The 12,120-nt window shown below is 72.6% G+C and carries 8 protein-coding genes and 2 pseudogenes; 8 read left to right on the top strand and 2 right to left on the bottom strand.

Going from position 1 to position 12,120, the window contains the following annotated elements; all coding sequences use genetic code 11:
* The first annotated feature begins 626 nt into the window (after positions 1 to 626).
* Entirely contained in the window at positions 627 to 968 is a 342-nt protein-coding gene (locus tag ACIQVD_RS20795; RefSeq protein WP_402291024.1) for a hypothetical protein, read from the top strand.
* Positions 969 to 987: 19 nt separating this feature from the next.
* Here the strand turns inward: ACIQVD_RS20795 and ACIQVD_RS20790 are convergent.
* Positions 988 to 1,581 (bottom strand): annotated as a pseudogene (locus ACIQVD_RS20790) (IS5/IS1182 family transposase).
* 72 nt (positions 1,582 to 1,653) lie between these two features.
* On the opposite strand from ACIQVD_RS20790, the gene ACIQVD_RS20785 reads away from it, so the two are divergent.
* Complete coding sequence (locus ACIQVD_RS20785) at positions 1,654 to 2,277, top strand: hypothetical protein (protein WP_402291022.1); 624 nt, start codon at positions 1,654 to 1,656, stop codon at positions 2,275 to 2,277.
* A gap of 132 nt (positions 2,278 to 2,409) precedes the next feature.
* Here ACIQVD_RS20785 and ACIQVD_RS20780 read toward each other — a convergent pair whose 3' ends face one another.
* On the bottom strand, positions 2,410 to 4,182 hold the full coding sequence (locus tag ACIQVD_RS20780; RefSeq protein WP_400679427.1) for an AMP-binding protein: 1,773 nt from the start codon (positions 4,180 to 4,182) through the stop codon (positions 2,410 to 2,412).
* Positions 4,183 to 4,476: 294 nt separating this feature from the next.
* Here ACIQVD_RS20780 and ACIQVD_RS20775 point away from each other — a divergent pair, with 294 nt between their 5' ends.
* The 6 genes and pseudogenes from ACIQVD_RS20775 (at position 4,477) to ACIQVD_RS20750 (ending at position 12,087) form a co-directional block, all read left to right on the top strand.
* Positions 4,477 to 5,307, top strand: coding sequence for a GDSL-type esterase/lipase family protein (locus tag ACIQVD_RS20775; protein ID WP_400679429.1), 831 nt, complete (start codon positions 4,477 to 4,479; stop codon positions 5,305 to 5,307).
* A gap of 329 nt (positions 5,308 to 5,636) precedes the next feature.
* A pseudogene (locus tag ACIQVD_RS20770) lies at positions 5,637 to 5,984 on the top strand (hypothetical protein); the annotation flags it as partial.
* Between the two features lie 138 nt (positions 5,985 to 6,122).
* Positions 6,123 to 6,962 (top strand): alpha/beta fold hydrolase, encoded by an 840-nt coding sequence (locus ACIQVD_RS20765; protein WP_400679430.1) that lies wholly within the window; start codon positions 6,123 to 6,125, stop codon positions 6,960 to 6,962.
* Positions 6,963 to 7,264: 302 nt separating this feature from the next.
* Entirely contained in the window at positions 7,265 to 8,083 is an 819-nt protein-coding gene (locus tag ACIQVD_RS20760; protein WP_402291017.1) for an SDR family NAD(P)-dependent oxidoreductase, read from the top strand.
* A gap of 531 nt (positions 8,084 to 8,614) precedes the next feature.
* The gene (locus ACIQVD_RS20755) at positions 8,615 to 10,444 is read left to right on the top strand and encodes an alpha-glucosidase (protein ID WP_402291014.1); all 1,830 of its coding nucleotides are present in this window, start codon (positions 8,615 to 8,617) and stop codon (positions 10,442 to 10,444) included.
* Positions 10,441 to 12,087, top strand: coding sequence for an alpha-amylase family protein (locus ACIQVD_RS20750; protein WP_402291011.1), 1,647 nt, complete (start codon positions 10,441 to 10,443; stop codon positions 12,085 to 12,087). Before ACIQVD_RS20755 ends, ACIQVD_RS20750 begins: the two co-directional genes overlap by 4 nt.
* Positions 12,088 to 12,120 lie beyond the last annotated feature (33 nt).

The raw sequence follows: 12,120 nt of genomic DNA, 5'->3' as shown, positions 1-12,120 counted from the left end.
CGGAAAATTCCGGACCAGCCCAATCGGCCCTGCGTGCGACCCTGGTGGTCGATGGCCAAGAACATACCCCCGCAGGCGGTCCTGACGCCACATCAAGAGCGAGAAAATCAAGAAGGTCTTTTGCTTCTTTTTGATCCAATATTGGACAAATCTCTACGGAGCCGACCGTGAAGCTCAGATGAACCTCAAATTTTATTCGCGCGGACTCTCGTCGCCGGGCGTGTGTGCGAAGAACTCGTCACACGACCACTGTGCCTGTCGGTCGAGGCGTCGCCGGTCAAGTGGTGCTTGCTCCCGGTCTTGTGACGGTCGATCGGCGATTGCTGCCAGGTGATCCCGGTATGCAGCACGAACGGGATCCCCTGCAGACGCAGCCGGTCGTCCACTGGATGCGGACCCGGCGACCGCTCCGGCCATGCCGGAGCGGCGGCTCGATCACGGCCCGCAGTTCGTTGTCCACGCCCCACGGCTTGTTGCTCACGTCATCACGAACGGACGAACCGTCACATCGGCCACGTCCCAACAGGAACGATCACCAAGATCGTGTTGCGAGTTCCCAAGGCTGTCCCGTATGGGGATCTTGGACTGTGTGCCGACGTGGGTCTGGACACGCAGTGAGCGCCCGGGTGACGCTTTCGATCATGGATTCCGATGAGGTGCTGTCCGAGGAAGAGCTGTCCGCAATTGAGCGGCGCGTTGCCGCCGCCACTCCGGGGCCGTGGGTCGGCTGGATGGAGAGCAGGCACGGAATCGGCGGCACAAGTTTCATTCAGCTCCGCGCTGATGCGGAGGAAGAGGACGAGATCCACCTGACTCGCGCCACCGGCGGCCGCGAGGTGGTCGGGGTGGACGCCCAGACCGACACGCACGTCGAGTTCATCGCCGGCGCGCGCCAGGACGTGCCGTGTCTGGTGAACGAGATCAGGGGGCTGCGGGCTGTGCTGGATGGGGCTCCTCCGGCTGACTGACGAGCGCGCCGAATGTGTCTCAGCCGGTTATGACGAGATTGTGCAGTCGGGCGACGCCGAGCATGGCGTGGTGCACTCCGGTTCCACGCAGGCGGCAGTCGCGCAGGATCTTCCAGTCCTTCATCCGTGAGAAGTCGTACGCGACCCGGGCCTGGTCACTGCGGTGGACGGCATTGTCGGCTTCTTGCTCGGGCGCGAGGTGCTCCTACCCGCGACGGCGCCGGTGCGGGATCAGAGCACCGGTTCTCCGGTAATCGCCGTCGGCCAGGACCGGCGCGTCCCGGTAGACGCGGTCAACACCCGACTTGATGGAGGCTCGACAGTCGTTGCGGTTGCCGGGCAGGGACAGGGGCAGGCCGACGGTGACAACCAGCCGACTGTTGACGTCGCTCACCACCTGGAGCGGGGCGGCCTGCCGCAACGTCAGGTTGGTCCGGCAGTATGCGACCACCAGCAGCATCCGGTCCTCCCAGCGGAGCCGCCACAGCCGGCCGCCCTGGATGTCACCGTCACGATGTCGGACCAGCACGACCAGCTCGCGGAACCGCAGCTCGCTCAACCCCGAGAACGGCTCGATCCAGATCGGATCGCTCGCCGAGATCACCTCACCCAGGCTGTGACCGACGCAGAACCGAGCCAGCAGTTACGGGACACCCTTTAGCCACAAGAATGGAAATTTCGAGTGATGAGTCTTTCGAGATGGATCAAAAAGCATGTGGGTGAGGTTGCCGAAGAGTCGGGGCTGGTCCGCGACGGGCTGGTCTACCGGTTGACTTCGGGCCGGGGCGACGTCGCTCTTGTCGAATTCGTTGACATAAGGCTCGATCGTGAGTCGGAAGTCTTCTCCGTTCGAGCCTCGATCGTGCCGTCGTCCGCCTGGGGTTGGTCGCAGCGCAGGAACGGGGAGCGGGCCGTCCGACAGGCGCCGGACTCCTCGGCCGCGCTGATCCGCTGGGACATCGAGCCTCCTGAGGCGGTTGCCAGGGATTTCGGTCCGCTCGCTCCCTGCTGGACGTACGGCGGGTCGGTGAATCCGGAGGCGGCGGGCGTGGCGCTGGCGGCGGTTCTCGGGACGGAGACCATTCCGGCCATGAAGCGGCTGCTGGACCGGCAGGAACTGCTGGCCGAGTTCCTGGCCCCCTCCTTCGCCTTCCACCGGGGCCGCCCGGTCGGCTGGGCCAGGACGCTCCTGCGGGTCGATGACGCCTCGCCGGAGGAACTCGAAGGGCTTCTCGGCCAGGTGGAGACCGATTACCCGGTCGCGGACGAGTTCGTGGCCTGGGCCCGGACGCGTGCGGGCCGCGCCTGAGATCGGTGGCACGACGGTGGAGCGCTCGGCGTGACGGATCGCCGGGCGCTCCACCGGCGTCCGGCGCGTCCCGGCTCGGCGGATCCGGGCTCGGGACGTCTTCGGTCGGCTGGGCCGGGACGCTCCGGCGGGTCAGGCGTCCTTGAGGCCGGGGAAGTCCTCCTCCCAGAACTCGCGCTCGCCGCGGGCCGGGACGGCGTCGGGTTGCTCGGCGCCGGCGTGCCGGGCCTCTTCGAGGTGGCGCAGTTCGATGCGGCGGATCTTGCCGGAGATGGTCTTGGGGAGGTCGGCGAACTCCAGGCGGCGGATGCGCTTGTAGGGGGCGAGCCGCTTGCGGGTGAAGGCGAGGATGGAGCGGGCGGTCTCGGCGTCGGGTTCGTGGCCGGGGGCCAGGATGACGTACGCCTTGGGCACCGAGAGCCGCAGCGGGTCGGGGGAGGGGACGACCGCGGCCTCGGCCACCGCCGGGTGCTCGATCAGCACGCTCTCCAGCTCGAACGGCGACAGCCGGTAGTCGCTGCTCTTGAAGACGTCGTCGGCCCGGCCGACGAAGGTGTAGTAGCCGTCTGCGTCGCGTTGCGCGACGTCGCCGGTGTGGTAGCGGCCGCCGGCCGTGGACCGGGCGTGCCGTTCGGGGTCGTCCTGGTAGCCCGTCATCAGGCCGAGCGGCGCGGAGGCCAGGGGCAGGCAGAGTTCGCCGTCGACGCCCTCGCCGGTGATCTCCTCGCCGGTGACCGGGTCGACCAGGACGACCTGGTAGCCGGGCAGCGGGCGGCCCATCGAGCCGGGCTTGACCGGCTGCCCCGGGGTGTTGCCGATCTGGGCGGTGGTCTCGGTCTGGCCGTAGCCGTCGCGCAGGGCGACGCCCCAGGCGCGTTCGATCTGCTCGACCACCTCGGGGTTGAGCGGTTCGCCCGCGCCGACGAGTTCGCGCAGCGGCGGCTGCCACCGGCCCAGGTCCTCCAGCAGCAGCATCCGCCACACGGTGGGCGGCGCGCAGAACGAGGTGACCTGGTGGCGGACGAGGGCGTCCAGCAGCGGGCGGGCCGAGAAGCGGGGCTGGTTGACGATCAGGATCTCCGCGCCGGCGTTCCACGGGGCGAAGAAGTTGCTCCAGGCGTGCTTGGCCCAGCCGGGCGAGGACACGTTCAGGTGGACGTCGCCGGGGCGCAGGCCGATCCAGTACATCGTCGACAGGTGCCCCACCGGGTAGGAGCGGTGGGTGTGCTGCACCAGCTTGGGGCTGCTGGTGGTGCCGGAGGTGAAGTACAGCAGCAGCGGGTCCTCGGCCCGGGTCGGCCCGTCCGGGGTGAAGCCGCCGTCGAAGCCGGCCGCCTCGGCGTAGGGCAGCCAGCCGGGGACGGGCGCGCCGACCGCGATCCTGGTCCGGTCGCCGTCCTGTTCGGCGAAGCCCCCGGTGAGCGCGGACTCGGCGATCACGTGCCGCACCCGGCCGCGGGAGAGCCGGTCGGCCAGGTCGTCCGCGGTCAGCAGGGTGCTGGCCGGGATGACCACCGCGCCCAGCTTGATCGCCGCGAGCATCACCTCCCACAGCGCCACCTGGTTGCCCAGCAGCAGCAGGATGCGGTCCCCGCGCGCCACGCCCTGCTCGCGCAGCCAGCCCGCGGTGCGGTCCGAGCGCTCGCTCAGCTCGGCGAAGCTCAGCGCGCTCTCGCCCAGCTGCGCCCCGTCCGCGTCCAGGTCGACCACCCGCAGCGCGACCGCCCCGTTGCCCTCCGCCAGGACGTCGAACCAGTCCAGCGCCCAGTTGAAGTGCTCGCCCGTCGGGCGCGGGAAGCCGCGGGCGGCGTCCAGGTCGTCGCGGGTGCGCAGCAGGTGGTCCCGCGCAGCGCGAAAGTCGAGGTGAGCGGCGGAATCCCGTCGAGCGGCCGTGTCCGGTGCCATCTGTCCGTCCCTGCGTCTCCCGGCCCCGGCCGCCGCCTCGTTGCCCGGCCGCGGGCATACCGGCACGCTGCCAGCTCCTGTGATCATCGGTCAAGGGCGGCACGGAACCGAGGGGCCGGGGCCGCAGGAGACGCTGCCAGCACCGGCGCGGGTTTGAAGACAGGACCCAGGGTGGCGGCGCGGGTTCACCCGTTGGGCTGGTCGGTGGCCGTTCCGGGCCCGTCCGGTCGGTGGCGGTCCGACGATGGCGGGAGCCCCGCTCCTCGCGGGCCGGTCCGACCGAGGGAGTGCACCGTGGCACCTGTCGACTACGACGTCCCCGAACGGGTGGAGGTCTCGCTGATGATCGTGGGGGACTCGATCAGCCACGGCAGCAGCGGGGACTGGACCTGGCGCTACCGGCTCTGGAAGCACCTGCGCGCGTGCGGGGTCGAGGTCGACTTCGTCGGGCCGTACAAGACCCTGGACAACATCCGCACCGAAGAGACCGGCGACGGCGACGACACCTACGCGGATGCGGCCTTCGACAAGGACCACGCCGCCAAGTGGGGGCAGCCCTATGTGGTGGCCAAGACCCTGGTCCGGGAGCAGGTCGCCGCCCACCGGCCCGACTTCGTGCTCGTCCTGCTCGGGATCAACGACATCGTCTGGTACGACGCCACCCCGGACGAACTCGAAGCCCACCTACGGGAGTTCATCGCGAACGCCCGGGCCGGGCACCACGCGGTGCGCCTCGTCTTGGGCACCGTCCTGGAGACCGCCAGGGCCACCGCCGACTTCGCCTTCGCCCGGCGGGTCGCCAAGTGCAACGACCGCATCCGCGCCGTCGCCGCCGAACTGCGGCGCCCCCTGTCGCCCATCGAAGTCGCGGACACCGCCGTCGAGTTCACCGCGGCCGAACACACCTGGGACGACACCCACCCCAACCCCAACGGCGAGATCCGGATCGCGGCCGCGTTCGCCGACGTCCTCGCCCACCGCTTCCGGATCGGCACGCCCTTCCCCCGCCCCTACCCGGTGCTCGACGCCGTCCGCCCCGAGGCCAAGGCCCCGGTGCACGTCGACACCGCCCACGACGCCGGGCTCACCGGACACGACGACCCGCGCGGGACCCGGGCCCTGTAGGGGGACGAAACGCCCGGTGAGCCACCGGTCGCACGGTCACGCGTCGGCGCCCCGAGCGAGCACCCGAGCGGGCACCCGGTCGGCCTGCGCCGCCCGGGCCCGGGTCCGCGGCACGGTGGACGAACCGTTCCGCTCCCGGCCGGTCCGGAAGGCGAAGCGCTGTCCGGCGCAGGGGTGACCGGGCCGGACGGCCGGTGTCGGCGGGGCGGGAGTGGGCAGCCGCCGGACGTGGTGTCCGTTCCGGGGTCGCGACGAGGGAGCTGTCCATGGGTGTGCGGAAAGCGGGCCGGGAGACCGGCGGAGGCGGCGACCGGGGGCCGGACCGGGCCACGGTCGAGGCGCTGGGCCTGCTGTCGGAGGCGTTCGAGACGACGCAGCGGGCGCGCGGGCGGCTGTACGACTTCCACCAGCTGACCGGCGGCGCCGACCGGCTGCTGGGCGAGGCGGTGCGGGCGCTGCGGGCGGCCGGCCACCACGAGCAGGCGGACCTGGTCGAGCGCGAGGTGCAGGGGGCCGACGTGCTGCCCGGGATGTGGACCTTCGAGGTGGTCGAGGCGTACGAGGACGGCTACCACCGGCGCTTCGCGGAGGTGGAGGAGCGGGTGCGCCGGGCGCTCGCCGGGGGACGGCGGCACCTGGCGGAGGCGGAGATGAAACGCCGCCGCCGCACGACCTGAGCGGGCGGCCGGCGGCCGGCGCGCGGGGAGCCGCCGGGCGGTCCCGTTCGGGGGAACGGCAGGCGGTGGGCGCGTCGGACGGCGGAGCGCGGGTAGTCGCGGTTACCCCACCGCGTCCAGGTCCAGGAGGAAGCACCCATGTCCGAGGTCACCGCCCACCACGGGCTGTTCCGCGACACCGCGCTGCACGTGGACGACACCGGCGGGCCGGGCCGCCCGGTCGTCCTGATCCACGGCTGGCCGCTGTCGGGCGAGTCGTGGAAGTACCAGGTGCCGGCCCTCGCCGAGGCCGGGTACCGCGTCGTCACCTACGACCGCCGGGGGTTCGGCCGCAGCGACAAGCCCTTCCTGGGCTACACGTACGACACCCTGGCCGACGACCTGAACGCCCTGCTCACCGAGCTGGACCTGCGCGACGTCACGCTGGTCGGCTTCTCGATGGGCGGCGGCGAGGTCGCGCGCTACGTCTCCTCGTACGGCACGGAGCGGCTGCGCGGCGTCGTGCTCGCCTCCGCCGTGACGCCCTTCATGCTGCGGACCCGCGACAACCCGCAGGGCCCGCTGACCGAGGAGGCGGCGGCCGGGACGGCCGCTTCGCTCGCCGAGGACCAGGACGCCTTCTACGACGGGTTCATGCGGGAGTTCTTCTCCGCGGACGGCGAGCTGAAGGTCACCGAGGAGCAGCTCCGCGAGGCCCGTGCCCTGTGCGACCAGGCGGACAAGAAGGCCGCCCTGGAGTGCATGACGATCTTCGGCGCCACCGACTTCCGTGCTGACCTGGAGAAGTTCGGGCCGCTGCCGACCCTGGTGCTACACGGCGACAGCGACGCCACCGTCCCGTTCGAGGGCTCCGGTGCCCGCACCCGTGCGGCGCTGCCCGGCAGCCGGGTCCACCTGCTCCCGGGCGGCCCGCACGGCGTCAACGTGAGCCACGCCGCGGAGTGGAACCGGGCGCTGCTGGAGTTCCTGGCCCGCTGAGGCCCGCGCACCCCCGCGCCCGGCCCCGGCCGATCCCCCTCCTCCCCCCGGTGACGACGTCCGCGCTGGTGCGGGCCAGGGGACGGGCGCGCGGGTCATCGGCGCGGTGGGCGGTGGGCGGTGGGCGGAGGGGGGCCGGGGACGGCGGGGGGCTTTCCGAGGTGGCGCGCCGGGCGGTGCGGGCGGCGCGGCTCCGGCGGTCCCCGCCGACGCGGCCGGTGCGCGCCGCCGGGGCTCCGGACCGCCGGGCGTCCGGCCCGCCTCCGACGGTTCCGCCGCGGGGAGCCGGGCACGCGCCCCGCATGGGCACTTCTCATCCGACCCCGTCCGGCCAGCCGCTCGCCGTGGTGACCGGCGCGTCCAGCGGCATCGGCTACGAACTGGCCCGGCAGTTCGTCCAACACGGCTTCGACCTGCTGGTGAACGCGGAGGACGACGGACTGTCCGCCGCCGCCGACCGGCTGCGCGCCACCGGCACGTCCGTCGAGGCCGTCCGGGCCGACCTGCGCCGCCGGCAAGGGGTGGAGGAACTCCGCGCGGCGATCACCGCCACCGGGCGCCCCGTCGCGGCCGCCGCGCTCAACGCGGGCATCGGCCGGGGCGGCGCGTTCCTCGACACCGACATCGAGGACGAGACCGACATCATCGACCTCAACGTCACCGCCACCGTCCGCCTGGCGAAGCACCTGCTCGGGGGGATGGCAGCCCGGGGCGAGGGCCGGCTGCTGATCACCTCCTCCGTCGCCTCGATGACGCCGGGCTCGTTCCAGGCCGTCTACAACGCCTCGAAGTCCTTCCTCCAGTCCTTCGCCCAGGCGGTCGGTGACGAACTCGAGGGCACCGGGGTCACCGTCACCGCGCTCATGCCCGGACCGACCGACACCGACTTCTTCCGCCGCGCGGACATGGAGGACACCCGGATCGGTCGGCAGGACAAGGACGACCCGGCCCTGGTCGCCCGGCAGGGCTTCGAGGCCCTCATGGCCGGCCGGGACAAGGTCGTCGCGGGCTCCGCGAAGACGAAGGCGCAGGGCCTGGCGAGCAAGGTGCTGCCCGACAGCCTCAAGGCCAGGGCCCACCGCAAGCTCGCCGAACCCGGTTCGGGCGGCGACGAGGACTGACCGGACTGACCGCGCCGCTTCCCGGGCCGGGCCGGGGAACGGTCCCGGCCCGGGGAACGGTCCCGGCCCGGGAAATGGTCGCCACGGCTCACAGGCTGGTCAACGACTGGGGTGACTGCGTCCTTGCGTCCTGATCACGGTGCCGGTCCAGCGGATCTGACGCGGTGTCTGCGGGTGGCAGGCGGGGGAGAGGTCGAGGAGGCGGCGGTCGCCGGTGGCCCGGGCGAGCTGGGCGAGCATCTCCCAGTGCAGCGAGTTCTCGCACGCGGCCGGGTGCAGGTCGCGCAGGTCGCACAGGTCGCGCAGGAGCGGCGGGGTGGGCGGCCCGGCGAGGCGTTGGCCCGCCGGCCGAACAGGTCCTTCGGACCGGGCCGCCCCCGGTTCACCCGGTCGTCCGCCCGGCCCCGCACGCCCACGATCCGCCCGGCCGCCGCCCCCGCTCCCGATCGGCCGGAACCGGTCCGGTGGATCCGGCGCCAGGGGGAAGGAGGGGGCCGTGGACGGTGCGGCGAGCGGGAGGAGGACGGTGCGGTGACCGAGGACGGGAGGGACGGTCCGGTGGGCCGGGAGGACGAGGGGAGCACGGCGGAGCCGGACGGGGCGTGGTGGCGGTCGGCGGTCGTCTACCAGGTCTACCCCCGCAGCTTCGCCGACTCCGACGGCGACGGGATCGGCGACCTGGACGGCATCACGGGCCGGCTCGACCACCTCGCCGAACTGGGCGTCGACGTGCTGTGGCTGTCGCCGGTGTACCCGTCGCCGCAGGCCGACAACGGCTACGACATCAGCGACTACCAGGACGTCGACCCGCTCTTCGGCGACCTGGCGGCGTTCGACCGGCTGCTGGCGGCCGTGCACGCGCGCGGCATGCGGCTGGTGATGGACCTGGTGGTGAACCACACCTCGGACCGGCACCCGTGGTTCCAGGAGTCCCGCGACCCGGCGAGCCCCAAGCGCTCCTGGTACTGGTGGCGCCCGCCCCGCGCGGACGCCGGACCGGGCACCGGCGGACCGCGCACGGGCGGACCGCACGCCCCCGAACCGAACAACTGGGGCTCGTTCTTCTCCGGCCCGGCCTGGACGTACGACGGGGCGTCCGGCGCGTACTACCTGCACCTGTTCGCCCCCGGGCAGCCGGACCTCAACTGGGAGGAACCGGCGATGCGGCAGGCGGTGTACGCGATGATGCGCTGGTGGCTGGAGCGGGGCGTGGACGGCTTCCGGATGGACGTCGTCAACCTGATCTCCAAGGACCCGGCCCTGCCGGACGGCCCGCTGCGCGGCGACGGCCCGTACGGCGACGGCTCGCCGTCCTACCTCTGCGGGCCGAGGGTGCACGAGTACCTCCGGGAGATGCACCGCGAGGTGTTCGCCCGCCACCCGGGCCGGCTGCTGACGGTGGGGGAGATGCCGGGGGTGACGGTCGAGCAGGCGCGGCTGTTCACCGACCCGGCGCGGGCCGAGGTCGACATGGTCTTCCAGTTCGAGCACGTCAGCCTGGACCACGGCCCTGGCGGGAAGTTCGACCCGAAGCCGCTGCGGCTCACCGACCTGAAGGCGTCCCTGGCCCGCTGGCAGCGGGGCCTGGCCGACACCGGATGGAACAGCCTGTACTGGAGCAACCACGACCAGCCCCGGATCGTCTCCCGGTTCGGCGACGACGGCCCCCGCCACCGGGCGCGCTCGGCCACCATGCTCGCCACCGTCCTGCACCTGCACCGCGGCACCCCGTACGTCTACCAGGGCGAGGAACTGGGCATGACCAACGCCCCGTTCGCCTCGATCGACGACTTCCGCGACATCGAGTCGCTCAACCACTACGCGCAGGCGCTCGCGGCCGGGCAGGACCCGGAGCGGGTGCTGCGCGGACTGCGGGCCATGGGCCGGGACAACGCCAGGACGCCGATGCAGTGGGACGCCTCGCCCGGCGCCGGGTTCAGCACCGGCACCCCGTGGATCGCGGTCAACCCGAACCACACCACCGTCAACGCCGCCGACGCCCGGCGCGACCCCGACTCGGTCTACCACCACTACCGTCGGCTGATCGCCCTGCGCCACCGCGAACCGGCCGTCGTGCACGGCGACTTCACCCCGCTGCTGCCCGAGGACGAGCGGGTGTACGCCTTCACCCGCCACCACCGCGGCACCACCCTGCTCGTCCTCGGCAACTTCACCGGCGAGCACGTGCCGGTCGACCTGCCGCCGCGCTGGCGGGACGCCGAACTGCTCCTCGGCAACCTGCCCGCCGCCGACGCCCCGCAGCCCGGCGCCACCCCGCAGCCCGGCGCCCCCACCGTCCTGGCGCCCTGGGAGGCCCGCGTGCACCGACTCACCGAAACCGGAGGGAAGAACGCCCGATGAGACTGACCGAGACCTCCGACCTGTGGTGGAAGAACGCCGTCGTGTACTGCCTGGACGTCGAGACCTTCCAGGACGGGAACGGCGACGGCGTCGGCGACTTCGTCGGCCTCACCCAGCGGATCGACCACCTGGTCCGGCTCGGCGTGACCTGCCTGTGGCTGATGCCCTTCCACCCGACCCGCGAGCGCGACGACGGCTACGACATCACCGACTACTACGCCGTCGACCCTCGGCTGGGCACCCTCGGCGAGTTCACCGAGTTCGTCCGCACCGCCCGCGACCGGGGCCTGCGGGTCATCGCCGACCTGGTCGTCAACCACACCTCCGACCACCACCCGTGGTTCCGGGACGCCTGCTCCGGCCGGGACGCCCGCCGGCGCGACTGGTACGTGTGGTGCGACACCCCGCCCGCGGACGGCCCGCAGGGCGTCACCTTCCCCGACGCCGAGCAGAGCCTGTGGCAGTACCACGAACCCACCGGCCAGTACTACTTCCACCGCTTCTACAAGGAACAGCCCGACCTCAACGTCACCAACGCCGAGGTCCGCGACGAGATAGCCCGGATCATGGGCTTCTGGACGCAGCTGGGCCTGTCCGGCTTCCGGGTCGACGCGGTGCCGTTCCTGCTGGAGACCGCCGGACAGGTGGACGCCGACGACCTGCCCGACCCGCACGCGTACCTGGCCGACCTGCGGGCCTTCCTCGGCCGCCGCAACGGCGAGGCGATGCTGCTGGGCGAGGTCAACCTGCCCTACGAGGAGACGCTCGGGTTCTTCGGCGACCCCGCCTCGGGCGGCGACGAGCTGACGATGTGCTTCGACTTCATCGGCATGCAGCGGATGTACCTGGCGATGGCCCGGCAGCAGGCCGCCCCGCTGGCCGACGCGCTGCGCGAACGCCCCCGGCCGCCGCGCGACGCGCACTGGGCCACCTTCGTGCGCAACCACGACGAACTCACCCTCGACAAGCTCTCCACGACCGAACGCGACGAGGTCTTCGCGGCGTTCGGCCCCGAGGCCGACATGCAGCTGTACGGCCGCGGCCTGCGCCGCCGACTGCCCCCCATGGTCGGCGGCGACCGCCGCCGGATCGACCTCGCCTACAGCCTGCTGTTCACCCTGCCCGGCACGCCCGTGCTCTTCTACGGCGAGGAGATCGGCATGGGCGAGAACCTCGCCGCCGACGGACGGCTCGCCGTCCGCACCCCCATGCAGTGGACCCCGGAGCCGACCGCGGGCTTCTCCGACGCGGACCCGGACCGCTACCCCCGGCCGCTGACCCGGGGCGCCTACGGCCCCGAGCACGTCAACGTCCGCGACCAGGCCCACGACCCGCACTCGCTGCTGACCCGGATGCGCTCCTTCGCCCAGGGCTACCGCGAGGCCCCCGAACTGGCCTGGGGCCACTGCGAGATCCTCGACGCGGGCGACCCCGCCGTCCTCGCCCACCTCAGCTCCACCCGGGACGGGGCCGTCCTGGTGCTGCACAACTTCGCCGACCGGCCCGCCACCGCCACCCCCGCCGGGGTGCCCGACGGCCGACTGACCGACGTCCTCACCGGTGCCGCCGTCGAACGGACCGGCGCGCCGCGCGTCGAGCTGCCGCCGTACGGCCACCGCTGGCTGCGGGTCGGCGAGCCCTGACCGGAGCGCCGGGCCGACACCGGAGCGGCTGAC

Source organism: Kitasatospora sp. NPDC090308 (genome assembly GCF_044769485.1).
GTDB lineage: Bacteria > Actinomycetota > Actinomycetes > Streptomycetales > Streptomycetaceae > Kitasatospora > Kitasatospora fiedleri.
Note: the sequence above shows the minus strand (reverse complement) of the source record. Positions and strands in the feature narration are given on the sequence as shown.